This window comes from Acinetobacter sp. HY1485, from assembly GCF_027568475.1.
In the GTDB taxonomy this organism is placed as follows: Bacteria; Pseudomonadota; Gammaproteobacteria; order Pseudomonadales; family Moraxellaceae; genus Acinetobacter.
On record NZ_JANKZG010000003.1, the window covers coordinates 179,441 to 205,375 of the forward strand.

Genomic DNA, 25,935 nt, shown 5'->3' on the forward strand with positions numbered 1-25,935 from the left:
GCTCATACTAACGTAAAAAAACCGCAGTTCAACTGCGGTTTTTTTGAAAAAAAAATTAGAAGTTATATCTTGCCATTAAATTCAAGCGAGAGTAATCACCTTTTTGCTCAGTAAATGTTTTACGTTGACCATATGTGTATTCTGCACCAACATCCACATTTTTAACAGGTGTATAGAACGTGTTTAAAATTACGTTATATAAGCTTTTGTTTGCCGTTGTACTTGCTTTTGCATAGCTGTTGTCATCTTTATACCAAAGACCACCCGCCGCCAAGTTAGAACGCCATTGGTTATTCCATTTGTGTGCGTAACCTAACAATGCAGCGCTATATTCACTTTCGTAAATATTATAGCTACCATCGCTATTTACAGACGTTGCATAAGCAGGGTCTGTATATAACATGTATTTATTATCGCCTTTTACATAGTAATAGTTAGCAAATAATGTATCCGCTGGCGTAAAGCTATATTTACCGCCAATACCCGCGCCCCAACCCATTTTTTCTTCATCATTACTATCGTTTGTTGATACACGATTTTCATGAACTAAACCATGAACTTGTAATGTTCCTTTTTTATCTGCTGTACTAATGTCATAGCGTGCAGTTAAAGCAGGTAAACGGCTACCACCTGCAGTTTTATTGTTTTCAACATCACCACTTTCAACTGCAACCAATAATTTTTGGTTAGCTGTTAGTGGTTGAGTATAACGTACTTGTACATTACGTTGTGTACCTGAGCCCATTACACCGCGCGCATCAACCACTTCTGGTGAAGTCTCGTTATTTACAAAAACAGAAGTGGTTTGACCGACTAACCAACGGTCTAAAGATACATAAGCATGACGCACACGGAATGAACCATTTCCATTGGTGTAACCACTACCTAAGAAATCTGCTTCAAGTTTAGCGTTTAAATCACCATATTGTGTTGGACGCATTACATCTAAACCAATACGTGATGCAGCAGCCGATACATTAAGATTATTTTTAGTTGCATTTGCACTGTTTAAAGGTACTTTTTCTGTGCGGTTATAAATATCAGTCGTATCGCTTGTTCCACCTTCAAAATCATAAGTTGCATCGGCACGTACACTACCATATACTTTTAATTGTGTTTGACCATCTGCAAGTGTAATCCAACCTGGCTTACTACTTGCTACTGTTGGTGCTGCAACAGGTGCTACAGGTACAACTGCACGTTGTTGAAGCTGAACTGCTTGTTGTTGTTGCTGATTAGAAAGTTGCTGCACTAATTGTTTAAGCTGAGCAACTTCACTTTGTAAATCTGTTACTTCTTTATTTGTTGATGGTGCTGCATGAACAGCCGTCCCCATAAATACTGCACTCAGTGCCAATGCTAATGTTTTTACTTTAACCACGATACTCTCCACACATTTACAAGCAATTTTAATACAGCACACTATTTCAAACAAAAGTAACAAAATAATGACAATCGTTATATAAATTTAATCTTCTTTACTTAGTCTTAATACATATTAAGTATTTAGATGGGCTACAAAATAATAACAATTATTACATTTTCCAAGTGTTTTTGTATATTTTATATTTTAAATGACTGATTTTTCGTCCAAAGTTGAATAAGAAAAAGATGAAATACACCAAAAATGATAATTAAGCTTAAATAATTAAAATACCCAAACCAATCTGCAAAAATACCGCTTAACACATAAAGCCCACCACTGACACACGACATAATTGAAACTTGAAACGTAAAATCTGTTGCTGAATATTCTTTTCTACAATAGCCCATCATCAATGTCAGCATCGCCACTAACACCATTGCAGCGCTAAATTCCTCAAATGCATTAATTGCATAAACAACCCAAGCACTTACCTTTTTATGATATTCAATACACCATGCTAAGTATAAAAAACCCAAAACACTGATTAATTTAATCATGCTAAACCACATCAACGCATGACCCCTATTTATAAATTTAATGACTAGGCCTGCAATAACTGCACCAATCAATGCCGTAACAGCACCTAACATGGAGATATAAATCCCAATATCAGTCAGCGTTAAACCCAAATCAACCATCATCGTTTTTTGTGATGTGCCAATTAATCCATCAACCCACTTAAAACTAATCAGAACAAGCCACCAACAAACAGGCATCTTTAAAATTAAGGTTACTTTTTTTTGATTTATTCTTTGCTCATGAGGTTGATACAACAGAATAGGTAACGTATTTATAAGCACTAATGTTGCAAGTAACAAAAACGTATTTGTCCAAGATAGGACATCCATAACCCACAATACTGCGCCACCACCCACAATAAATCCCAAACGTGAACCCATCACTTGAAATGTATTTCCCCAGTGCTGATGCTCCGCGCTTAATGTCCTAACTGCTAAGCCATCTGTGGCAATATCTTGTGTTGCGCCAAACGTATTCATTACAAATAATGCTATAAATAACCAAACATGCTGTTGAAGTGGCAAAAATGCAATGGCACACAACATACCTACGGTTAAAAGTTGCATGCTGATAATCCAACTTCGGTATGACCCAGTACGATCGACCCAAGGTGCCCACAATACTTTGATTGCCCATGGCAACATAAGTAAACCAAAGCCACCAATTTGACTCAATGACACACCTTGCATGCGCAAAATAACAGGCAATGCATGGGTCATAAAGCCAACAGGTAAACCTTGTGCCCAATAAAGACTAAATAAAACCAAGTACACGTGTTATATTTTTCTCAAAAATTGATGTGATTTATGAATTCTTTTCCTAGTTTACCACCCCAAGCTCCTTCTCGTGGCACCTCACGTAGTCGTCAGTATTTAAAATATTTATTTACTAAACAGGGCTGGTCTTTTGATGGACAGATACCCAATATTCCGCAAGCAGTTGCCATTTTAATTCCGCATACATCTAATTTAGATGGTTGGTATGGTTTACTTGGTCTTTTAGGACTAGGCATTAAAATTAATATTTTAATGAAAAATACGCTGTTTAAAACTCCACTTAAACCATTACTTAAAGCAATTAATGCTATTCCTATTCAGCGGAATATTAACAGTGGTTTTACAGAACAAGCCATCAACCAATTTAAAAATAATCCATGTTTATGGCTTGGACTAGCACCTGAAGGGACACGTGCAAAAACCGACCACCTCAGAACAGGTTTTTACCAAATTGCAATGGGTGCACATGTTCCTATTGTGATGTTTTCTTTAAATTATAAAACCAAAAGTTTAACGTGCTTGGGACAGTTTAATCCAACGGGTCATTACGACCAAGATTTGGAAAAAATTTTAGCGTACTACCAAGGAAATTTTTATCCAAAACGTTTAGAAAATTTGAGTACATCACTTAAAAATATGCTGTAATTCGCTTGGGCGCACAGTGCGCACTTTTTGTTAGGTTTTAGCTATGCTTCGTACTTTATTTACCACATCAATCATTGCCTTTACGCTCTTTGGTTGTACTTCTACTCCTGTCAAAACGACTCAAAAACCCCGTGAGCCTGTTATTGCGCTTGCACTTGGTGGTGGTGGTGCAAAAGGTTTTGCACATATTGGTGTGATTAAAGTTTTAGAATCACATGGCATTAAGCCTAAAATTGTGACAGGTACAAGCGCAGGAAGTTTTGTGGGGAGTATTTATGCCAGTGGTAAAACGCCTTACCAACTTCAGCAAATTGCGCTTCAACTTAAAGAATCCGACCTACGTGATTTAACTGTCAGTCGTCAAGGATTCTTAGTGGGACAAAAACTACAAAACTATGTTAATAGTGAAGTAAATAACACGCCTATTCAGCAATTTCCTATTCGATTTGCAGCCGTTGCAACACGCTTAGATAATGGACAAAAAACAGAATTTATTAAGGGCAACGCAGGGCAAGCTGTACGTGCATCATGCAGTATTCCTAATGTTTTTATTCCTGCAACCATTGCTAACGTACAATATGTAGATGGCGGATTAACTAGTCCTATTCCTGTAAAAACTGCCAAAAGTATGGGCGCAGACATTGTCATTGCCGTCGACATTTCTGCACGTCCAACCGCAGGTTCAAATGGTATGTTTGGATTACTAGACCAAACCATCAACATTATGGGGCAACAAAGCATTAATGAAGAATTAAAAAATGCAACCGTTGTGATTCAACCTAAAGTTGGGAGTTTTGGTATTATGGACTTAACCGTTGCCAATAAATCTATTTTAGAAGGCGAAAAAGCGGCACAGCTCAAAATAAAAAGTATTGAACAAGCGATACAAAATTTTAAAAACTCACCTGCTGCATTACAACCTGCACCACGTGCCAAATTTTAAGAGAAAATTATGATATTAGAACCATGGTATTGGTTTGTATTAGGCATTGCTTTAATGCTATTAGAACTCGTTTTTACAACTTTTGCAGCATTTTGGTTTGGAATCGCTGCTCTCATGGTCAGTCTTATTTATTGGCTTTGTCCTTGGATGAGTACCACCATACAATTAGTTCTATGGGCAGTCTTTTCTATTGTCTGTACCCTATTGTGGTTTAAATATATCAAACCTCTTGCACCACGTCCTAAGCCTGAACATATTATTGGGCAAACAGGCATGGTGATTGAGCAATATCCACATCAAGTAAAGGTTCGTTTTACGACGCCTATCTTAGGTAAAGAAGAATGGTTTTGTAAAATTCAAGCACCCTTAGAAGTGGGTGACCGTATTCAAATTACACATTTTTCAGAAGATCAGATTTTTATAAAACCATATAAAGGATGATTATGACAACCGCGACAATTATTGGACTTGCCTTTGTTATTTTTGTGGGCGTTACTATTTTTAAAGGTGTACGTATTGTTCCACAAGGTTACAGATGGATTGTACAACGCTTAGGTAAATATCACACCACACTTAACCCCGGTTTAAATATTGTTATTCCGTATATTGATGAAGTAGCTTATAAAATTACCACTAAAGATATTGTCTTAGATGTACCCTCACAAGAGGTGATTACACGCGACAACGCTGTATTGGTCATCAATGCAGTCTCTTATATTAATCTGACCGTACCAGAAAAGGCAGTATACGGTATTGAGAATTTTCATTGGGCAATCCAAAACCTTGTACAAACATCTTTACGTGCTATTGTCGGTGAAATGGATTTAGACGATGCGCTTTCTTCTCGTGAACATATCAAAGCCCGATTAAAAGCATCCATCGCAGATGATATTGCAGATTGGGGTATTACCCTCAAAACAGTTGAAATCCAAGATATTCAACCATCTCCAACCATGCAAGCTGCAATGGAAGCGCAAGCAGCAGCAGAACGTCAACGCCGTGCGGCTGTAACCAAAGCAGATGGTGATAAACAAGCTGCAATTTTACAAGCTGAAGGACGTTTAGAAGCCTCTCGCCGTGAAGCAGAAGCACAAGTTGTACTTGCAGAAGCATCCCAAAAAGCAATTGAAATGGTTACCTCTGCCGTAGGTGAAAAAGAAATGCCTGTCTCTTATCTGTTAGGCGAACAATACGTCAAAGCAATGCAAGAAATGGCAAAATCCAATAATGCTAAAACTGTTGTGTTACCTGCCGATGTTTTAAATACAATCCGTGGCATTATGGGTAAACATGGAAATTGATCATATACTGATTTTTACGCAGTATGGTGCACCTGAAGCTGAAGTTTTAAAAAACTTTGGCTTTATTGAAGGTCAGGGTAATACACACATAGGGCAAGGTACTAAAAACCGCCGTTTCTTTTTTGGAAATATGTTTCTTGAACTCATTTGGCTTGAGAATGGAAAAGAGGCTCAAAGCCCTGTAACTCAACCTACTTTATTATATGAACGATTTACACAAAAAAGCTGTCCTTTTGGTATTTGCTTTAGACCTTCAAACACTCATACGTTAAACTTTGAAACTTGGAACTATAAACCTGCTTATTTACCTGAGCATTTAACGATTCAGCTTGCTAAAAATAATTCACTTCAAGAACCTATGTGGTTTTATGCGTCATTTTTATCTGCATCAACCCGTCAAGCACCTATTATAGAGCGCGTAGAAATCACATTACCAACACCAAACCAAATTCAACCTGCAACTGATCTTATAATTAAACAAGGCAATGAGTATTTATTGACGATTAAAATTAAAGATAGTTCAGCAATATATGATTGTCGCCCTACACTACCTTTAATACTCGTCTAGATTTCAGATTTCAGATTTCAGATTTCAGATTTCAGATTTCAGATTTCAGATTTCAGATTTCAGATTTCAGATTTCAGATTTCAGATTTCAGATTTCAGATTTCAGATTTCAGATTTCAGATTTCAGATGAGTTTAATTTTTAGCGAAACCCTATTAATAGTTACGCGTTAATAAAAATTCAGTAATTAAATGCAATTTTGTCTCTGTGCCAAAATGTGCCAAAGCCTCTAACGCTTCGTCATGAAGTTGATTTGCATATTGTTTAGCACCTTCAAGCCCCATCAATGCAGGATAAGTTGATTTTTCAACTTGTACATCTTTGCCTGCTGTTTTGCCTAATCTTGCAGTATCAGCAGTAATATCCAAAATATCATCTTGTACTTGAAATGCCAAACCAATCGCTTCACCAAACTGTCTTAGCTTGGGTAAAGCAACATCTGTCGCAGTAAAACCTGTAATAGCACTCATGGTAATCGCTGCCTGAATCAACGCACCTGTCTTATTACGATGAATTTTTTCTAATGCGACCTGATCTATTTTTTTACCTTCTGACTGTAAATCCAGCACCTGCCCACTCACCATTTTTGAACTTGCAGTGGCTAAAATCTGCATTTGCTTTAGCATAATAGAGGGTTCAATTACCGTCATATCATCAAATAAACGGCTACTCAGCACCTCATATGCCATAGACTGTAAAATATCACCTGCTAAAAGAGCCGTATCTTCACCAAACGCTACATGGCATGTCGGTTGCCCACGGCGTAGTAAATCATTATCCATACATGGTAAATCATCATGTACCAATGAATAACAATGAATAAGTTCTACTGCAACAGCAGCACGGCGGACAGCAGCCCAATTTTTATTTTGGTTTAAACGTCCTACGGCATAACATAGTGCAGGACGTACACGTTTACCACCTAACATCACAGCATGATAAACAGCAGATTTTAAAGGTTCGGGTAAAGTAAAAGCATCTAATGCCTGCGTTAAATCAAGTTGAATTTGTCGTTGTGCAGATTGTAAATACGCTGCATAAATAGATGCTGTCACTTTTTCCTCACACTTAAGCTTTTTTAACAAACTCTGATTTAAGTTTCATCGCCCCAATACCCGTAATTTTACAATCAATATTGTGACCATCCGCTGCATCAGGCAATAAGCGAATATTCTTCACCTTTGTTCCTACTTTTACAACAGAAGAAGACCCTTTAATTTTTAAATCTTTAATCACAGAAACAGTATCACCATCTGCTAACGCATTACCATTGGCATCTAAAATGGTCGCCGTTTGTTCTACTTGTTCCCCTTCCTTCCATTCATGCGCACATTCAGGACAGATCATTAAATCACCATCGTGGTATGTATATTCAGATTGGCATTTTGGACATGCAGGTACAGTCATGGTATTCCCCAAAGTAAAAACGCAATTATCACCCGAAACTGCAACTTTTTCAAAGGTGTTGTCTGGTTAATCATACGCCTATGCGAGACTTCATCAATGATTTACAATGCTTTCTCATTTATCAACGAGTAGCCGTTTCGTGAGTGACGAGTCAGCCAATCTAAAGCGAAGCCTAAAAAACAGACATATCCAACTCATTGCCATGGGCGGTGCCATTGGTACAGGTCTATTTTTAGGTTCGGCTCACATTATTCAATCTGCGGGTCCATCTATTATTTTAGGCTATGCTATTGGTGGATTAATTGCCTTTTTAATTATGCGCCAATTAGGCGAGATGATTGTCGAAGAACCTGTTGCAGGGTCATTTAGTCACTTAGCTTATAAATATTGGGGACGTTTTGCAGGCTTTTTAACAGGTTGGAATTATTGGGTAGTTTATCTACTCGTTGCCATGACCGAACTCACTGCCGTTGCGCAATACATTAATTATTGGTGGCCGCATATTCCTGCGTGGGCATCTGTTTTGTTCTTTTTTATCTTAATTACAGGCATTAACCTACTTAACGTTAAAATCTATGGCGAATCAGAATTTTGGTTAGCATTAATTAAAGTTGCTTCTGTATTGGCCATGATTGTCTTTGGTCTATATTTACTCTTTTTTGCACCACCGAGCCCAAGTTCATCGTTTACCAATTTATGGACACATGGCGGATTTTTTCCACATGGGTTTGATGGCCTATTTTATATGCTGGCATTTATTTTGTTTGCATTTGGTGGTATTGAGCTGATTGGAATGACTGCAGCAGAAGCTGATCAACCTAAAAAATCTATACCAAAAGCCATTAACCAAGTCGTGTTTCGTGTATTGATTTTTTATATCGGTTCGCTGAGTATTTTATTATCGTTAGTCTCTTGGGATGAATTGCAGCTTGGTAGCTTAGAACAAAGTCCATTTGTACTTATTTTTAAACAGCTTGGCTTTAGTTGGGCAGCACATTTACTCAATTTTATTATTCTTACAGCTGCATTGTCTGTCTATAACAGTGGCATGTATGCCAATAGCCGTATGTTATTTGGTCTTGCAAAACAAAAAAATGCACCGCAAATTTTCTTGAAAACCAATAAACAAGGTGTACCTTATTACTGTGTTTTATTTTCTGCTGTTTTAATTTTTGCATGTGTACTTCTCAATTACTTTGTACCTGAAAAAGCACTTAGCCATTTAATGTATATTTCTGTGGCAGGCTTGGTACTTAACTGGGCAATGATTACCTGTACACATCTTAAATTTAAAAAAGTAAAGCAACAAAAAGGCGAAAAAACAGCATTTCCTGCATTATTTTCTCCCGCTAGCAACTATGTTGTGTTGGCATTTATTATGCTTGTTCTTTATATCATGTGTAATCAAGGCTTTGCGGAGTCTGTGATTATCTTACCACTTTGGGTTTTTGTTTTATTTATTCTTTATAAGTTTAAACTAGATGAAAAATAACCCATTTCCTTTAACTTTATATTAGAGCTATACATCCAAGTGAGTAAAGAAAAGTTACAACGTGGTCTTAAAAATAGACATATTCAACTCATTGCGATGGGTGGTGCAATTGGTACGGGTCTATTTTTAGGCTCTGCTCAAGTCATTCAGTCGGCTGGTCCTTCCATTATTTTAGGTTATGGGATTGGTGGCTTTATTGTATTTTTAATATTGCGTCATTTAGGCGAAATGATTGCTCATGAACCTGTTTCAGGCTCATTTAGTCATTTTGCTTATAAATATTGGGGACGTTTTCCAGGCTTTTTAACAGGTTGGAACTACTGGATTTTATATGTCCTCGTTGCCATGACTGAACTCACTGCCGTTGCCAAATATATTCACTATTGGTGGCCGCATATTCCTGCTTGGGCATCTGTACTGTTCTTTTTTGTGATTATTACAGCCATTAATACACTTAATGTAAAAGTATATGGCGAGTCAGAGTTTTGGCTTTCAATTATTAAAGTGGTTGCCGTTGTTTCCATGATTTTGTTTGGCTTATATCTACTCATCACGTCAGACTCAGGAGCAACAGTCACCCATTTATGGACACATGTCGGTTTCTTCCCGCATGGGTTTGATGGCTTATTTTATATGCTCGCCTTTATTATGTTTGCATTTGGTGGTATTGATCTGATTGGCATGGCAGCAGCTGAAGCAGAAAACCCAAAAGAAACAATTCCAAAAGCGATTAACCAAGTCGTATTTAGAATTTTAATTTTCTATGTTGGATCTTTAACCATTTTATTGTCGCTTGTACCTTGGGATCAGTTACAACTTGGTGGTTTAGATAAAAGCCCATTTGTAATGATTTTTAGCCAACTCGGTATTGGTTGGGCAGCACATTTGCTTAACTTTATTATCCTTACTGCTGCATTATCTGTATATAACAGTGGTATGTATGCTAATAGCCGTATGTTATTTAGTTTGGCACAACAAGGCAATGCACCAAAAGCATTAGCTAAAGTGAACAAACAAGGTGTTCCTATTAATGCCACGTTGTTCTCTGCTGTTTTAATCTTTGGATGTGTAATTCTTAACTACTTTGTACCAGAAGATGCTTTAAGCCATTTAATGTATGTGGTGGTTGGTGCGCTTGTTTTAAATTGGGCGATGATTAGTTTAACGCATCTTAAATTTAAAGCAGCAACTAAAGGGATTAAAACTAATTTCCCTGCTTTATTTTCACCATGGAGCAACTATCTATGCATCAGTTTTATTGGCTTAGTGATGTATATCATGTGGACGCAAGGCTTTAAAGAATCTGTATTGATGATTCCTGTTTGGATTTTATCCATGTACGGTTTATTTAAATTTTTAAAAACCAAAAAAGACTAAAATAAAAAAAAGTTATTGCATTGCAATAACTTTTTTTTTCACTTAAATTAGCCCTACACGCCTTTAGCTTAACTGGATAAAGCAGTTGCCTCCTAAGCGACCGACGTGGGTTCGAGTCCCGCAGGGCGTACCATTATTCTTCAATGGTTGGCATAAAGTCGTCACGGCGCGTCATAATCACCGTAATAACTAAACCAATTAGTGCTAAAACCCCACCTACAATACCAATATTTTGAACACCTAAATGGGTCATCACAATACTACCAAGTAATGCACCACCACCAATACCTACGTTAAATAAACCTGAGTAAACCGACATTGCCACATCTGTTGCATCATGTGCCAACTGTAATACTTTAGATTGTAAAACAAGTCCAAAGATCATCACAATAACACCCCACACAATACATAAACCTAAAATACTACCTACACTAAACGCCAGTGGTAAAAGTAATAACATACAGATACCTAAACCTAGCACAGAAAAAATAGGAAAAAATTTTGGTCCTTTACGGCTCAACTTACTAAAAATAACTGACCCTACAATACCCGAACCACCATAAATAAGAAGTAAAGTTGTCGTTTGTGCTGACGTAAAATGTGCTACATCGGTCACAAATGGTTCAATATAACTATAAGCTGTAAATTGTGCAGTTACGACAATGATCGTTACAGCAAACAACAACATTAAAGATGGACGCTTAAACAAAATAGGTAAACTTGATAGAGAGCCTGTATTTTGACTTGGTAATGGCGGTAATTTTGCCGCAAGAACACCTGCTGTTAAGATGGCAACACCACCAATTAAAGCAAATGTTTTTTGCCAACCAAATAAATCGCCAATAACACGACCCAACGGAATACCTAAAACTAATGCAAGCACCGTACCTGCAGACAAAATACCTAAGGCTTGAACACCTTTACCTGGGGGTGCAACACGAATAGCCAACGATGCTGTAATTGACCAAAACAAAGCATGCGCCAAAGCAATACCAATACGGCTAACTAACAAAATTGTAAAGTTAGATGCCACACTCGATAAAAAATGACTCACAATAAAAAGAGCAAACAACGATAAAAGGAGTTTCTTACGCTCCATATGCCGTGTCATTAACATGATTGGTAAAGATGCTAGTGCAACGACCCAAGCATAGATCGTAATCATCAACCCAACATGTGCCGTTTCCATATTAAAACTTTTTGCAATATCACTTAGTAAAGCAACGGGAACAAATTCTGTTGTGTTGAAAATAAAAGCTGCAAGTGCTAAAGCAATAACACTTACCCAGCTACCTGATGTTACTGGTTGGGAAGTTGTATTCATACGCAAGCTTATTTATAAAAATATGAGAGAAAATTATTAGTTTAGTATTATAATTATACAGCGTTATGTTTACAAAAATAAGAGATGAACACATAAAACCAATAAATCATATTTAGATATCTCAATTCCTGCTAAAGCCATTTTTTATTTTGTTCTACACTATACACAGCCAACCGCTAGGAAAAAAAATGACCACTATTCCCACAATAGATTTAATTGATGCGCTAAAACAAGACTATGCAGATAAATCTCCTTCAGAAATTTTAGAACTTGCGCTCAATCAAACAGGCGAAATTGCAATTTCTTTTTCGGGTGCAGAAGACGTGGTACTCATTGATATGGCTTATCGTTTGCGTAAACCATTTAGAGTATTTAGCTTAGATACAGGGCGCTTACACCCACAAACTTATCAGTTTTTAGAAAAAGTACGAGAATTTTATAACATTAATATAGAAGTATGCTTTCCTGAGAGTGAAGCTACTCAAAACCTTGTCACTCAAAAAGGTTTGTTTAGTTTCTTTAAAGATGGGCACCAAGAATGTTGTGGTATACGTAAAGTTCAGCCATTACGCAAAAAACTTGCGACATTAGATGGTTGGATTACAGGACAACGTAAGGACCAAAGCCCTACTCGTAACAATGTGCCTATTATTGAATTTGATGCAGGTTTTTCTGCACCCGATAAACAATTGATTAAATACAATCCACTTGCTAATTGGACAAGCCAAGACGTATGGAATTATATTCGTATGATGGAAATTCCGTATAATCCACTACATGAACAAGGTTTTGTTTCAATTGGTTGCGAGCCTTGTACACGTCCTGTTTTACCTAATCAGCATGAACGTGAAGGGCGTTGGTGGTGGGAAGAGGCAACACATAAAGAATGTGGCTTACATGCAGGTAACTTAAATTGATATAATGCGCTCGCTATTAAACTCGCGAGTGAACAGACATGCGCCCACTACACCCTCTTGATTTTGTTTTTCTCTCTTTAGAAAAGCAACACCAACCTATGCATGTGGGCGGTCTCTTTTTATTTAAAAAACCACAAGATATTAATTTTATTCAAGAATTAGTAGAAAAAATCAAACAAAGTGATCAGCCACCTATTGCTCCTTTTAATGACGTATTGTCAGGTATTAAATGGCAAGAAAATACACATTTTGATATCGACTATCATTTTGAATATGTACAAACATCAAATTTAAATCACTATGTGGCAGAACAACATGCCATCAGACTTAACCGTAAAAAACCATTGTGGACCTGTAAGCTCATTGATGGTTTTAATTCTGAACAGTTTGCGCTCTTTGTTAAAGTTCATCATGCTATGGTTGATGGTATTGCAGCCATGCGTCTGATGGAAAAAGCTTTTTCTCCTGAACCTGATGCATCAAGACTTGCTTTACCTTGGATCACACAGAAAATCCGAACACGCAATCAACCACCTAAAAATATAACCCCACTACTCACAAGCACTAAAGTCGTCTACACCGAACTTAAACAAGCCCTGTTACATGACCGTAAACATAATCCAAACTATGTAACAAGTTTCCAAGCACCGACGTGTATTTTTAATCAAAAAATCAATCAATCACGGTTATTTGCAACACAATCTTTTAATTTAGAGCACATCAAAACTATTGCTCAAGCACTAAAAATTACCATTAACGATACAATTTTAACCCTTTGTTCTGGGGCAATACGTCATTATTTAAAGTCACAAAATCAATTACCTGATACACCATTGGTCGCAATGGTACCCGCTTCTGTACGTAACGAAGAAGATGCAGATTTAAGTAATCGACTGACAATGATTTTAGCTAATTTAGCAACCAATACTGAAGATGCAATTCAACGTGCACATACAATTTCTAAAAGTGTTAATTATGCAAAAACACGGTTTAAACGCATGACACAACATCAAATTTTTGGATATAGCGCTTTTGTTTATTCTGTAGCAGGCTTAAATATTTTGGGAGGTATTGTGCCTAAAAAGCAGGCATTTAATATTGTTATTTCTAATGTGCCAGGACCTAAAGAAGCACTCTATTGGAACGGTTTACAACTAGAATCTATTTATCCTGCGTCTGTGGTATTTGATGGACAAGCCCTTAATATTACGCTTACAAGTTATTTGAATAAATTAGAAGTGGGATTGGTAGCATGTCAAGATCTGCTTCCAAACATAGAAAATCTTTTAGACTATATGGCAGAAGAAATTGAAATGTACTTAAGGGTGATTAAGCACCCTTTTGTACCGTACGACATTGATTAAGAAGTTCAATACACATTTCTTGAACCATTGTGGTTGTGATTGGAATTTCTTTTCCATTTTCATCGACCATATAACAATGGTTTTTAACTTCTGTTTGTTGTTCTTGTACAGACTGCATCATTTACTCCTATTTTGGCGCTTTGGCTTGTTATAGTATTGAGAAATGTAAGTTAAAAGTAAATATGCAGTTGTAACAAAGCATATCCTATTTAAAAATAATATCGTATTGTTCTTGAGTATAAAGGTTTTCAACCTGAAACTTAATTTCAATATCAATAAAGTGTGCTAAGTCTTTCACTGCTTGAGCCTCACTGGTCAATAAGCGGTCAACCACCACAGGATTCGCCACCAAAGTAAAACCTTTTTGTGTTGGATTATTACGCGCATAACGCATGAGTTCTCTAAATATTTCGTAACATACGGTCTCTGCTGTTTTAACAAATCCACGTCCCTGACACGTTGGGCAAGACTCACACATTAAGTGTTCTAAAGATTCACGCGTGCGCTTACGTGTCATCTCAACTAAGCCAAGTTCAGAAACTTGCGTAATTTTGGTTTTGGCATGATCTTTTGCAAGATAATTCTCAAACTGCTTTAAAACTTCGTTCCGATGTCCTAATTCTTGCATGTCGATAAAATCAACAATAATAATGCCACCTAAATTACGTAAGCGTAATTGGCGTGCCACAATTTCAGTGGCTTCCATATTGGTTTTATAAACTGTATCTTCTAAACTACGTCCACCTACATAAGAACCTGTATTTACATCAATCGTGGTCATGGCTTCGGTTTGGTCAATCATCAAATAACCACCCGACTTAAGCGAAATACGTGTTTGTAGTGCGCGCTGAATATCTTCTTCAACATGGTACATGTCAAAGAGAGGCTTATTGCCTTGATACAGCATTACACGGTTTTTTAAATGAGGTACAAACTCTTCTACAAATTCATTGAGTTTTTTGTGTTCTTCTTCTGAATCAATATAAATTTTTTGTGTCGCTTCAGATGCTAAATCGCGTACAACGCGTAATGGCAAAGGAATTTCATCAAAAATAAGTGATGGTACAGTGAGGCTTTGTTGTTTACGCTTGATATATTTCCAAAGTTTTGCCAAATATGCCATATCTTGGTCAATTGATTCAGCATCCACTCCTTCGGCTGCTGTACGCACAATGACACTGCCCGGTAATTCATATTTAGACTGAATTGTCTCAATGATCTGCTTAAGACGTTCACGTTCTTCAGCGCTTTCGATACGTTGCGATACACCAATATGATGTCCATAAGGCATCAACACTAAATAACGAGATGGAATAGAAAGATCTGTACTGAGTCTAGCGCCTTTTGTACCCAGCATGTCTTTCATAACTTGTACAATAAGGTTCATCCCCGGTTGTAGTAATTCAAAAACCGTAGGTGTTGTTTGTCCACGCGGCCAAACCATATCATTGATATGCAAAAAAGCTGTACGTGATAAACCTATATCAATGAATGCAGCTTGCATTCCTGGTAGAACACGCACGACCTTACCTTTGTATACATTGCCTACCAAACCACGATTAATCGTTCGTTCTACAAATATTTCATTGGCGACCGTGTCTTCAACCAATGCCACACGACACTCCATAGATGTGACATTAATGAGTAACTCATTAGACATAACTCAAGCTCAAAATGTTATAAAAATTCTTTTTGCGGTAAACACGCCTTTAATAACATTACGGTTTCATGCAAAGGCAAACCAACCACATTGGTATAACTGCCTTTAATTTCGGGAATATAGCACGCAGCAATTCCCTGAATTGCATATCCCCCTGCTTTGCCTAGGGGTTCTTCCGTCGCCCAATAATATTCCATATCATTTAGGCTCAATTGTTGAAATTTAACTTGTGTTTCGACGACGCAATATTCTTGATAGTCTTTATTTACAACACAAACGCCTGTAAACACATGATGCGTACGTCCAGAGAGTTGCTGCCACATCCTAAATGCGTGTTGCTTAGATTTTGGCTTACCTAAAATCTGGCCATCAATACAAATACAGGTATCTGCTGCAATTATAGTTGCATCTAAATGCTTATTTAACACGGTATTCGCTTTTTCTTTTGCTAAGCGAGCAACATAATCTGACGCACGTTCTACTACTTTTTGTGTTTCGTCTATATCTGGGCTTAGCTGTTCAAAACTTAGCCCAAGTTGTTTTAATAGTTCAGCTCGCCTTGGAGAGCCTGATGCTAAAATTAAACGCGCCATTTTTTTAAACAATAATAAATAATAGGCCAAATCATCAAACTACTTACAAATGGTGGCCAGCGACGCATTACAGGGTAGCTTACCCCAAACATCACCTGAGTAACCCAAATAAACAACAAATAGACAACAATTGCAATTAAAGCAATTAGCCATAAGTTTAAAAAAGTTAAAACACGTTTTTCACGTACAAAATAGCGTGCAGTAAACGTAATAAGGACATAGGCAAGTGCACTTTGTCCAAGCGGTGCATCTGTGAGTAAATCTGTAAAAATACCCATTGCAAAAGCAAACCAAACACCACACCAAGAAGGCTGACACATCACCCAAAATAAAGTGATGAGCATCATTACATATGGTCGCCATGCTGCTACATCATACGTAATCGGATAAATCGTTAAAATTGATCCAACAATTACCGATAAAACAATAAAAATAAGGGGATCTTTTTTACGAGGTGATTCGTATTTAGCGGTGAGCATAAGGTTGCTCCTTAGCTAAGCTATCTGAGAATAAAACCACAACATAGTGTCCACCTGCCAGTTGTCCTGCAGGCATAATATCAATTTGTGCAAACTCGCCTGTGTTTTGGCGTTGAATTTTAGATACAGTTCCAACCAAATAACCCGCAGGAAAATGCTCTCCTAGACCCGAGCTATAAATATAATCGCCTACCACTAAATCTGCGCTTGTCGGCACATACTGCATTTGTAATGTATTTAAATTCCCTGTACCTGAAACAATAGCACGCATGCCTGTTCGCTCTACACGCACAGACAGTGAGCTTTCTTTATCTGACAATAATAAAACGCGTGAACTATGCGGATATACATCAATCACTTGTCCCATTATACCTTTATCGTCTAGCACCGTTTGTCCTTGACGAATGTGCTCTGCACTACCCCGATTGACAACAATCGTATGGCGTAGCGGATTAGGGTCTGTGCCAATAATTTCAGAAATTTCCATACGCCCATCAATAATTAAAGGCGTATTTAATAATCCTCTTAGGCGTGTATTTTCTGCCGAAAGTTCAGAAAGTTTCTGTAATCTTACTTGCGCTTGTAACAGTTCTGCTTGCATCGCCGTATTTTCTCGACGCAATTGATCTTCCGATTTGGTTTGTTGGTTTAACCACTCTCGCGACATTACAGGATAACTTGCAACCGTATAGATTGGACCATAGGCTGCAAATAATACATCCCTTGCAGGTTTAATGACATACGGCATACGCCAATCAAAAAAAAGCACCACAAAGCATGTAATTATCGCAATAATAAATGAGCGAAAAGATGGCGGTTGTCTTGAAAAAATATTCGGTTGCACCGCCTTATCCCTTGTTATCCAACAAAAAGCATATCGTGGTTTGGATTATCAAAGTACTCAAGTACTTTACCACCACCACGCGTTACACAAGTGAGTGGTTCTTCTGCAACCACCACAGGCAACCCTGTTTCTTGCGCTAACATTTGGTCTAAGTTACGCAACAACGCACCACCGCCTGTAAGTACAATACCACGCTCTGCAATATCTGAAGATAGCTCAGGTGGCGTTTGCTCTAACGCAGATTTAACCGCACTCACAATACTTTGTAATGGGTCTGCAATGGCTTTCATCACTTCATCTGAATTAACCGTAATTGAACGTGGTACACCTTCAGCAAGGTTACGTCCACGAACTTCAATTTCAAGTTTTTTATCACTTGCAACTGCCATACCCACTTCTTTTTTAATGAGCTCAGCCGTCGTTTCACCAATCACGCAACCATGGGCTTTACGTACATAGTTAATAATTTGTTCATCAAACACATCACCACCGATGCGTAATGAATCTGCATAGACACAGCCTTGAAGTGAAATGATGGCAATTTCTGTTGTACCACCACCGATATCCACCACCATCGAGCCACATGCTTGCTCTACAGGTAAACCTGCACCAATTGCTGCTGCCATTGGTTCTTCAATTAAACGCACATCACGCGCACCTGCATTATAAACCGCTTCACGGATTGCACGGCGCTCAACCAATGTCGATTTACACGGCACACACACTACAACACGCGGTGCAGGTGGAAATAAACGTTTTTCGTGCACTTTACCAATAAATTGGTTTAACATGGTTTCTGTAACTTCAAAATCTGCAATTACACCGTCTTTCATGGGACGAATTGCAGAAATATTAGCAGGTGTACGTCCGAGCATTTGTTTTGCATCTAGACCAACTGCCGCAACAATTTTTTGTGAACCACTGTGACGAATCGCCACAACTGTTGGTTCATCTAATATAATGCCTCGTCCAGGCGCATAAATAAGTGTGTTCGCTGTACCTAAATCAATAGCGAGATCTGGCGAAAACAAGCCAATTAGTCGTTTTAAAATCACGGGTCGTTCCCAGTTTTTACAAATGTGGACGCAAGTTGGCAACTTTAACTAAATGTGATGATTTGAACAAGTCAATCGCTTATCATATCTTACGATATTTCATTTTTTTTTGTGACTAGGTGATGTTATGTCTACATCGGATGCACAGCATTCAGATTTTAATGCTCAAACCATAACGAGCATTGCCAATCTTGCTCGATTATCGCTCAATGATACGCAATCTGTTGAATACGCACAAAGTCTAAATAAAATTTTAGACATGATGGATACCTTAAAAGGAATTAATACAGACGGTGTAACGCCTCTGAAAAGCCCATTTGATAATGCTCAACCCTTACGTGAAGACGTAGTGACTGAGACTAATCATCGTGAGGAATATCAATCAGTTGCACCTGATAAAGAAAAGGGCTTATACCTTGTTCCACGCGTAATTGAATAATATTTTTTAATTTGCCAAAACTATACAGAATATATTATGACTGATTTACATCGCTTATCTATTCGCGAACTTTCTAGTGGGCTACACGAAGGAAAATTCTCTTCTCGTGAGCTTACACAGCACTACCTCAACCGTATTGCAAAAATTGATGCTCAAATTAACAGCTATGTTACTGTTACCCCTGAACAAGCACTTACTGAAGCCGATGCTGCCGATGCTGCTTTAAAATCAGGTCATGCACATATCCTTGCAGGTATTCCACTTGCACATAAGGATATTTTTTGCACAAAAGGCATCCGTACGTCTGCTGGCTCTAAAATGCTAGATAATTTTATTTCACCTTATGATGCAACAATTGTAACAAAAGGTAAAAATGCACATCTTGTCACTTTGGGTAAAGTGAATATGGATGAGTTTGCAATGGGGTCTACCTCTGAGAACTCATATTATGGTGCAACCAAGAATCCATGGAATTTAGATCATGTACCGGGTGGTTCATCAGGTGGCTCATCTGCTGTAATTGCAGCTGATCTTGCCCCATTTGCGACAGGTACAGATACAGGTGGTTCAATTCGCCAACCTGCTTCTTTTTGTGGTTTGACAGGTTTAAAGCCAACATACGGTCGTGTTTCTCGTTACGGTATGATTGCATTTGCCTCATCGCTCGACCAAGCAGGTCCTATGGCACGCTCAGCAGAAGATTGTGCGTATCTAATGAACGTAATGGCAGGACATGACGAGCTTGACTCGACTTCTGTTCAAAAGCCAACAGACGATTACGTTGCTAATTTAACTCAAACAAACGTTAAAGGCTTACGCATTGGTATTCCAAAGCAATACTTTAATGTAGAAGGGTTAAATGCAGAAGTTAAAGCGTGTGTTGAAGCATCTTTAAAGCATTTAGAAAGTATGGGTGCTATTTTAGTTGAAATCGACCTCACCATGGTCGATAGCTACGTACCAACTTACTATCTACTTGGACCTGCTGAAGCTGCATCTAACTTATCACGCTATGATGGCGTGCGTTACGGCTACCGTTGTGAAAATCCAAAAGATTTAGAAGACCTTTATAAACGTTCACGTTCAGAAGGTTTTGGTGAAGAAGTCCAACGTCGTATCTTGATTGGTACATACGCGTTATCAGCAGGTCATGCAGATGACTATTATGTTAAAGCACAAAAAGTACGTCGTTTAATTCAGCAAGATTTCCTAAAAGCATTTGAACACGTTGATGTGATTGCAGCGCCATCAGCACCAACCACTGCTTATAAAATTGGTGCAAAACGTACGCCTGTTGAAACATATTTAGGCGATTTATACACACTTGCAGCAAACTTGTCGGGTCACCCTGCCATTAACGCTCCAATTGGTTTTGATCAACAACATTTACCAATTGGTCTACAGTTGATTGGTCAATATTGGGCAGAGTCACAATTACTTTCTATTGTGCATCAATACCAACAAACAACAGATTGGCACACACAACGTGCGGCAATTGCTGAGGAGAACGTATAAATGGCACAATTGATTGATGGTTGGGAAGTGGTGATTGGTTTAGAAATCCATACACAACTTAATACCAATACTAAAATTTTCTCAGGCTCTAGCACGGCGTTTGGTGCAGATGCTAATACACAAGCAAGCCTGTTAGACTTAGCTATGCCGGGTACACTACCTGTACTCAATAAAGAAGTGGTTGATAAAGCAATTCGTTTTGGTTTAGGTGTAGATGCTTACATTGATCAAGCATCTGTATTTGCACGTAAAAATTACTTCTACCCAGATCTTCCAAAGGGCTATCAAATTAGCCAAATGGATAACCCAATTGTGGGTAAAGGTCACATTGATATTCATCTAGAAGATGGCACAACAAAACGTATTGGTATTACACGTGCTCATTTAGAAGAAGATGCTGGTAAATCTTTACACGAAGATTTTGAAGGCATGACAGGTATTGACTTAAACCGTGCAGGTACGCCTTTACTTGAGATTGTATCTGAACCCGATATGCGCTCAAAAGAAGAAGCCGTGGCTTATGTACGAGCTATTCATACGCTTGTACGTTGGTTAGGCATTTCAGATGGTAATATGGCAGAAGGTTCATTCCGTTGTGACTGTAACGTGTCAATCCGTCGTCCGGGTGATGAGTTTGGTACACGCTGTGAGCTAAAAAATATTAACTCATTCCGCTTTATTGAAAAAGCAATTGAAGTTGAAATTGAACGCCAAATTGATGTGCTAGAAAGTGGCGGTAAAATTATTCAGGCAACGCGTTTATTTGACCCAAATAAACTCGAAACACGTTCAATGCGTAGTAAAGAAGAAGCACAAGATTACCGCTACTTCCCTGATCCTGATTTGTTACCTGTTCTTATTTCAGACGAACAAATTGCAACAATTAAAGCAGATATGCCTGAGCTACCTGCCGTTCGTCGTGAGCGTTTTGTGTCTAACTATCAAGTAACCGAATACGATGCGCGTGTTTTAACTTTAAGCCGTGAACTTGCAGATTTCTTTGAAGAAACTGTGAAATTTGCAGGTAATGCAAAATTAGCAGCAAACTGGGTAATGGGTGAATTCTCTGCTGCGCTTAACAAAGCAGGTTTGGAAATTACACAATCCCCTGTTTCTGCACAGCAATTGGGTGGCATGATTGCCCGTATTGTAGACAATACAATTAGCGGTAAAATTGCCAAACAAGTGTTTGGCTTCATGTGGGATTCAGAAGGTCAATCTGCTGATACCATTATTGAAGAAAAAGGCTTAAAGCAAGAAACCGATACAGGTGCAATTGAAGCGATTATCAAAGAAGTTCTTGCAGCTAACGAAAAAATGGTTGAAGAATATAAATCTGGTAAAGAAAAAGCATTCAATGGATTGGTTGGTCAGGTGATGAAAGCCTCGCGCGGTAAAGCTAACCCTGCACAAGTTAACCAACTGATGAAACAACTGCTTGGTTAATATAAAAAACCTCGCTTAGGCGAGGTTTTTCCTTTATGGCATATCTGCTCCAACGGCAAAAACCACACCCACACAGAACAAAATTGCATATAATGCAAACCAAAAGATAATGTGCTTAAATGCTTTGTTTGAAATACTGCTGTCAGCATATTTTTGCTTTTTGCTCATACTCACCTCCGCTTAATTTGTACTTATTATTTCGTTTTGTGCGAGCAAAGCATAGATACACATAAGCACAAAAAAACTATAACAGTTCTTTATATGTCTAAAACTGAACAACTTACGCAACAACTCAAAGCACTGATTCAAAACGGAACATGGCTTGCACATCAAAAATTACCATCTTTACGCACACAAGCTCAAACATCTCAACTCAGTGTTATTACTGTACTTAATGCTTATCAAAACTTAGAAGCACAAGGACTCATTTATTCTAAAGAAAAGTCAGGCTTTTACGTAACGCCACAAAGGTTAATACCTACTTCTGTACAACCTAATATTAACTCTACAGTGTTTAACTATTTACAAGACATTAAACAATATGACGAAGTTAATTTTGGCTCAGCTTTTCCAGATAAACATCTGCTCTATAACACAAATTTTTTTCGGCTAATGGCAAAAAATGCCCAAACTATTAGTACCAACGATGATATGCCACCAGGTAACTTACAGCTAAGAACGCAAATTGCCATACGTTATACCCTCGCTGGACTAAACACCCATGTGCAAGACTTGGTCATCACCTCTGGTGCTTTAGATGCGCTTAATCTTGCATTAGAAACCATCACGACCAAAGGTGATTATATTGTTCTACAAGAAACGATTTTTTATGGTGCATGGCAAGCAGCTGAGCGTTTGGGGCTTAAAGTCATTACTGTACCCAATCATCCTCAAACAGGAATTGATCTAACGGTTTTTGAAAACTTATTAAGCCAATATCCAATTAAAGTTTGTTGGTTAATGGTCAACAGTCATAACCCTATTGGTTTTACGCTTGATAATGCAACTAAGCAAAAAATTGCACAGCTTGTTCATCAATATAAAGTATATTTAATTGAAGATGATGCTTATCAAGAACTCTATTTTGAAGCACCCGCTCCCTTATCTATTAAATATTTTGATCAAGATGACCGCATTATTCATTGTGCGTCTTTTTCAAAAGTCTTAGGCGCAAATGCACGTATTGGGTGGGTTAATTCACGGTGCTTTTCAGCGCATATTCAGCACTTACAACTGATGAGTCGCTTATCTGCACACCCTCTAACACAAAAAACCCTTGCAGATTTTTTAGCAACACACCATTACGAAAAACATTTACAGCAGTTAAGAAAGAACTTACAGCAAAATAAACTTGCATACTATACGTTTTTAAGAGATCAAGGACTAACACTTGACTATTATCCAAGTGGTTATTTTTTATGGATTACCTTACCTAAAGACTTAGCTAGTTTTGATTTATTTCAAACACTACTGCATAAAAAAATTGGTATCGCTCCAAGTGAACTATTCACTTTAAACCATACCAATTTTATTCGTCTTAATTGCTCTGCACCACTCACACCACACAAAGAACAAGCACTACAAATATTAGTTAATCACATCCTCAAACGCTTTTAAACGCTTGCGAATAGACAAAAGCTCAATAATCGTCTTCCAAGAACTCACTAAATACTGAAACGAACCACTCACTTGAGTAAATATTTTTCTAATTTGATTAAATAAACCTAAGGTAATTAAACCTGCAGCAATTGCAGGAAATAAGATAATTAAACTAAAAACAACATCAATTTGTCCATATAAACGGCTAACTAAATTAAAATAAGTATAATGAAAATAAAGTTTAAAATAATTTTTTCGCACATTTGAAAAAAGTTCTTCTAAAGTCACAGGTTGTGCTCTGTTTGGCTGATCTTCACCTAAAACTAGTTCTTTACGATAAGCGGCTTCAACACGTTGATTATTAAATTGTAATCCTGGTAATTTTTGACCTACAACAACCAAGAGTATCGTACCAAACAGCGACCAACCCAAGGCTGCCCATACTAATGCATGTGGTATTTCACCAATAATAGGCAGTATGGGAACATGTTTAGAAAATTGAAAAAGGAGAGGTAAAAAAGCGACCAATGTTAAAATTGCTTGCATAAAACCGACACCTAAATCCTCAACTACTGTCGCAAAACGCATCGTATCTTCTTGAACACGCTGTGAAGCACCTTCTATATGACGTAACTGTGACCAATTTTCGGTATAATATTCTGTCATTGCAATGCGCCATCTAAATACATAATGACTTGTAAAAAAACTAGTGAACACTGCAACTACAATATACAACATAGCAACACTGAAAAATCCAACAATTCCACTATATAAAAGCTGAATGTCACCACCTTTAGGATTTAGCATTGCTTGTACTGTATCCCAAAAAGGACCATACCAATCTGTAATTGCAACATCAATTTGCACATTAAACCAAATACTAAAAATAATGAGTGCAGAACCCAAAATTGACCAATTTTGCCATTTATTATCAGAAAAAATACGCCAAAAGCCTGCAAACAACCCCACAGCAACAATAAACCATGCATAAAACCATAAAAATTGTGCCGACCAAAAACGTGAAATTCCTATAGCAAGTTCTTGCTTAAAATAATTTGGCTCTAAACCAAAATAGATACCCCATGTTTCCCCGCCTAAATACCACAGTCCCATATTAAAAATAATCCAAATTAAAACAGACCAAAGAAAAAAACGTGATGAAGGAAAAAAGGATTTAAACATAAGGCACTAATAACATAATTTATACGCCCCTATTGTAGAAACGATTAATTAATTTTTCATTCGTAAAATTGTACTACTGTATAGATTTAATACACTTACATGATTAAAATAATGTGTATATCAAGGTTGTAGTATTCATCATGTATGCTGTTATTATTCTTGTCATTTTCTTTATTAGCTTGCTTTATACCTATTTGAGAGGTAAAGAGCGTCTTAAATTATCACGTCAACTTTTTGACCATTCTACCTTTTTGGGTCCAATTAATATGTTTATGACGGGGTTTTCAAAACTACCGTCACAGCCGTTTTATCGTATTGATGATTTTCCAGATCTCAAACCATTGCAAGATAATTGGAAAATTATTCGCGAAGAAGCATTACAATTACAAGATCATATTAAAGCAGCACAAAGCAATAACGACGCAGGTTTTAATACATTTTTTAAACGTGGCTGGAAACGTTTTTATTTAAAATGGTATAAAGACTCACACCCATCTGCCAAACAACTTTGCCCTAAAACCACCGCACTGTTAGAACAAATTCCATCGGTTAAGGCAGCCATGTTTGCAGAACTTCCCGCAGGCAGTTATTTGGGCAAGCACCGCGACCCTTATGCAGGTTCTGTGCGCTACCATTTAGGGTTAAGCACCCCCAATGATGATGCGTGTTTTATTGAGGTTGACCAAGAGCGTCATAGTTGGCGAGATGGTGAAGCCACTATTTTTGATGAAACTTATGTGCATTGGGCAGAAAATAAAGGTAATCAAACCCGTATTATTTTATTTTGTGACGTTGAACGCCCAATGAAATATCACTGGGCACAACAGTTTAATGGTTGGTTTGGTCGTCATATTATGGCAGCTGCAAGCTCTCCTAACGATGCTCAAGATCAAACCGGTTTTATTAACCGTATTTTCAAACACTTTTATGCTATTCATACCAAAGGGCGGGAACTTAAAGCCAAAAACCGTAAAATGTACTATTTATCTAAATGGGCATTGTTTACAACCGTAATTGGCATTATTTTATTACCAAGTTTTCTATAAAGTGTTGAGTTTGTAATACT

The 25,935-nt window shown here is 37.6% G+C and carries 27 protein-coding genes and 1 tRNA gene; 15 read left to right on the plus strand and 13 right to left on the minus strand.

Annotated features, from left to right (window positions below; translation table 11 throughout):
• Positions 1–55: 55 nt before the first annotated feature.
• Together PCI70_RS04670 and PCI70_RS04675 are read right to left on the minus strand one after the other, a co-directional pair.
• Positions 56–1,381 (minus strand): DcaP family trimeric outer membrane transporter, encoded by a 1,326-nt coding sequence (locus PCI70_RS04670; protein WP_269914187.1) that lies wholly within the window; start codon positions 1,379–1,381, stop codon positions 56–58.
• A gap of 182 nt (positions 1,382–1,563) precedes the next feature.
• The gene (locus PCI70_RS04675; protein ID WP_269914188.1) at positions 1,564–2,718 is read right to left on the minus strand and encodes an MFS transporter; all 1,155 of its coding nucleotides are present in this window, start codon (positions 2,716–2,718) and stop codon (positions 1,564–1,566) included.
• Positions 2,719–2,751: 33 nt separating this feature from the next.
• Here PCI70_RS04675 and PCI70_RS04680 point away from each other — a divergent pair, with 33 nt between their 5' ends.
• Genes PCI70_RS04680 through PCI70_RS04700 form a run of 5 tightly spaced genes read left to right on the plus strand, consistent with a single transcriptional unit; the run spans position 2,752 to position 6,178 of the window.
• Positions 2,752–3,366, plus strand: a complete 615-nt coding sequence (locus PCI70_RS04680) for a 1-acyl-sn-glycerol-3-phosphate acyltransferase (RefSeq protein WP_269914189.1) — start codon at positions 2,752–2,754, stop codon at positions 3,364–3,366.
• Positions 3,367–3,409: 43 nt separating this feature from the next.
• Positions 3,410–4,309, plus strand: coding sequence for a patatin-like phospholipase family protein (locus PCI70_RS04685; protein ID WP_269914190.1), 900 nt, complete (start codon positions 3,410–3,412; stop codon positions 4,307–4,309).
• Positions 4,310–4,318: 9 nt separating this feature from the next.
• Complete coding sequence (locus PCI70_RS04690; RefSeq protein ID WP_269914191.1) at positions 4,319–4,750, plus strand: NfeD family protein; 432 nt, start codon at positions 4,319–4,321, stop codon at positions 4,748–4,750.
• Positions 4,751–4,752: 2 nt separating this feature from the next.
• A complete protein-coding gene (locus tag PCI70_RS04695) occupies positions 4,753–5,610 on the plus strand; it encodes an SPFH domain-containing protein (protein WP_269914192.1) in 858 nt (285 codons plus the stop codon).
• Positions 5,600–6,178, plus strand: coding sequence for a VOC family protein (locus tag PCI70_RS04700; protein WP_269914193.1), 579 nt, complete (start codon positions 5,600–5,602; stop codon positions 6,176–6,178). Before PCI70_RS04695 ends, PCI70_RS04700 begins: the two co-directional genes overlap by 11 nt.
• 153 nt (positions 6,179–6,331) lie before the next feature.
• Here PCI70_RS04700 and PCI70_RS04705 read toward each other — a convergent pair whose 3' ends face one another.
• A complete protein-coding gene (locus tag PCI70_RS04705; protein ID WP_269914194.1) occupies positions 6,332–7,231 on the minus strand; it encodes a polyprenyl synthetase family protein in 900 nt (299 codons plus the stop codon).
• 13 nt (positions 7,232–7,244) lie between these two features.
• Positions 7,245–7,583: a zinc ribbon domain-containing protein YjdM gene (locus PCI70_RS04710; protein ID WP_269914195.1), complete on the minus strand. Its 339-nt coding sequence runs from the start codon at positions 7,581–7,583 to the stop codon at positions 7,245–7,247.
• Between the two features lie 139 nt (positions 7,584–7,722).
• On the opposite strand from PCI70_RS04710, the gene PCI70_RS04715 reads away from it, so the two are divergent.
• The 3 genes from PCI70_RS04715 to PCI70_RS04725 all read left to right on the plus strand — a co-directional run bounded on the left by PCI70_RS04715 (position 7,723) and on the right by PCI70_RS04725 (position 10,585).
• Complete coding sequence (locus PCI70_RS04715) at positions 7,723–9,075, plus strand: amino acid permease (protein WP_269914196.1); 1,353 nt, start codon at positions 7,723–7,725, stop codon at positions 9,073–9,075.
• A 39-nt stretch (positions 9,076–9,114) separates the two neighbouring features.
• A complete protein-coding gene (locus tag PCI70_RS04720; RefSeq protein ID WP_269914197.1) occupies positions 9,115–10,452 on the plus strand; it encodes an amino acid permease in 1,338 nt (445 codons plus the stop codon).
• 57 nt (positions 10,453–10,509) lie between these two features.
• Positions 10,510–10,585 (plus strand) — tRNA-Arg (locus tag PCI70_RS04725).
• On the opposite strand, the gene PCI70_RS04730 is transcribed toward PCI70_RS04725, so the two are convergent.
• Positions 10,586–11,776, minus strand: a complete 1,191-nt coding sequence (locus PCI70_RS04730; RefSeq protein ID WP_269914198.1) for a sugar transporter — start codon at positions 11,774–11,776, stop codon at positions 10,586–10,588.
• 188 nt (positions 11,777–11,964) lie between these two features.
• On the opposite strand from PCI70_RS04730, the gene PCI70_RS04735 reads away from it, so the two are divergent.
• Both PCI70_RS04735 and PCI70_RS04740 read left to right on the plus strand, forming a co-directional pair.
• Positions 11,965–12,693, plus strand: coding sequence for a phosphoadenylyl-sulfate reductase (locus PCI70_RS04735; protein ID WP_269914199.1), 729 nt, complete (start codon positions 11,965–11,967; stop codon positions 12,691–12,693).
• A 38-nt stretch (positions 12,694–12,731) separates the two neighbouring features.
• Positions 12,732–14,057 (plus strand): WS/DGAT/MGAT family O-acyltransferase, encoded by a 1,326-nt coding sequence (locus PCI70_RS04740; protein WP_269914200.1) that lies wholly within the window; start codon positions 12,732–12,734, stop codon positions 14,055–14,057.
• Here the strand turns inward: PCI70_RS04740 and PCI70_RS04745 are convergent.
• The 6 genes from PCI70_RS04745 to PCI70_RS04770 all read right to left on the minus strand — a co-directional run bounded on the left by PCI70_RS04745 (position 14,023) and on the right by PCI70_RS04770 (position 18,688).
• Positions 14,023–14,175 (minus strand): PA1571 family protein, encoded by a 153-nt coding sequence (locus PCI70_RS04745; RefSeq protein WP_269914201.1) that lies wholly within the window; start codon positions 14,173–14,175, stop codon positions 14,023–14,025. The genes PCI70_RS04740 and PCI70_RS04745 overlap by 35 nt on opposite strands.
• An 87-nt stretch (positions 14,176–14,262) precedes the next feature.
• On the minus strand, positions 14,263–15,717 hold the full coding sequence (gene rng / locus PCI70_RS04750) for a ribonuclease G (protein ID WP_269914202.1): 1,455 nt from the start codon (positions 15,715–15,717) through the stop codon (positions 14,263–14,265).
• A gap of 17 nt (positions 15,718–15,734) precedes the next feature.
• Positions 15,735–16,310, minus strand: a complete 576-nt coding sequence (locus PCI70_RS04755; protein WP_269914203.1) for a Maf family protein — start codon at positions 16,308–16,310, stop codon at positions 15,735–15,737.
• Positions 16,298–16,789 (minus strand): rod shape-determining protein MreD, encoded by a 492-nt coding sequence (mreD, locus tag PCI70_RS04760; protein WP_269914204.1) that lies wholly within the window; start codon positions 16,787–16,789, stop codon positions 16,298–16,300. The genes PCI70_RS04755 and mreD overlap by 13 nt, the downstream gene beginning before the upstream one ends.
• A complete protein-coding gene (mreC, locus tag PCI70_RS04765) occupies positions 16,776–17,633 on the minus strand; it encodes a rod shape-determining protein MreC (RefSeq protein ID WP_269914205.1) in 858 nt (285 codons plus the stop codon). Before mreC ends, mreD begins: the two co-directional genes overlap by 14 nt.
• Positions 17,634–17,647: 14 nt before the next feature.
• Positions 17,648–18,688 (minus strand): rod shape-determining protein, encoded by a 1,041-nt coding sequence (locus tag PCI70_RS04770; RefSeq protein WP_269914206.1) that lies wholly within the window; start codon positions 18,686–18,688, stop codon positions 17,648–17,650.
• Between the two features lie 127 nt (positions 18,689–18,815).
• On the opposite strand from PCI70_RS04770, the gene gatC reads away from it, so the two are divergent.
• The 3 genes from gatC to gatB are packed head-to-tail and all read left to right on the plus strand — an operon-like array spanning position 18,816 to position 22,088.
• Complete coding sequence (gatC, locus tag PCI70_RS04775; protein ID WP_269914207.1) at positions 18,816–19,127, plus strand: Asp-tRNA(Asn)/Glu-tRNA(Gln) amidotransferase subunit GatC; 312 nt, start codon at positions 18,816–18,818, stop codon at positions 19,125–19,127.
• Positions 19,128–19,163: 36 nt separating this feature from the next.
• Positions 19,164–20,642 carry an Asp-tRNA(Asn)/Glu-tRNA(Gln) amidotransferase subunit GatA gene (gatA, locus tag PCI70_RS04780; RefSeq protein WP_269914208.1) on the plus strand — a complete coding sequence of 493 codons (1,479 nt, stop codon included), beginning with the start codon at positions 19,164–19,166 and terminating at the stop codon, positions 20,640–20,642.
• Positions 20,643–22,088, plus strand: a complete 1,446-nt coding sequence (gene gatB, locus PCI70_RS04785) for an Asp-tRNA(Asn)/Glu-tRNA(Gln) amidotransferase subunit GatB (protein ID WP_269914209.1) — start codon at positions 20,643–20,645, stop codon at positions 22,086–22,088.
• 33 nt (positions 22,089–22,121) lie between these two features.
• Here gatB and PCI70_RS04790 read toward each other — a convergent pair whose 3' ends face one another.
• Positions 22,122–22,256 carry a hypothetical protein gene (locus PCI70_RS04790; RefSeq protein WP_269914210.1) on the minus strand — a complete coding sequence of 45 codons (135 nt, stop codon included), beginning with the start codon at positions 22,254–22,256 and terminating at the stop codon, positions 22,122–22,124.
• Positions 22,257–22,349: 93 nt separating this feature from the next.
• On the opposite strand from PCI70_RS04790, the gene PCI70_RS04795 reads away from it, so the two are divergent.
• Positions 22,350–23,705: an aminotransferase-like domain-containing protein gene (locus PCI70_RS04795; RefSeq protein WP_269914211.1), complete on the plus strand. Its 1,356-nt coding sequence runs from the start codon at positions 22,350–22,352 to the stop codon at positions 23,703–23,705.
• On the opposite strand, the gene sbmA is transcribed toward PCI70_RS04795, so the two are convergent.
• The gene (gene sbmA / locus PCI70_RS04800) at positions 23,676–24,869 is read right to left on the minus strand and encodes a peptide antibiotic transporter SbmA (RefSeq protein WP_269914212.1); all 1,194 of its coding nucleotides are present in this window, start codon (positions 24,867–24,869) and stop codon (positions 23,676–23,678) included. The two genes, PCI70_RS04795 and sbmA, sit on opposite strands and share 30 nt — an antisense overlap.
• Positions 24,870–25,009: 140 nt before the next feature.
• On the opposite strand from sbmA, the gene lpxO reads away from it, so the two are divergent.
• Complete coding sequence (lpxO, locus tag PCI70_RS04805) at positions 25,010–25,915, plus strand: lipid A hydroxylase LpxO (RefSeq protein WP_269914213.1); 906 nt, start codon at positions 25,010–25,012, stop codon at positions 25,913–25,915.
• The last annotated feature ends 20 nt before the right edge of the window (positions 25,916–25,935 follow it).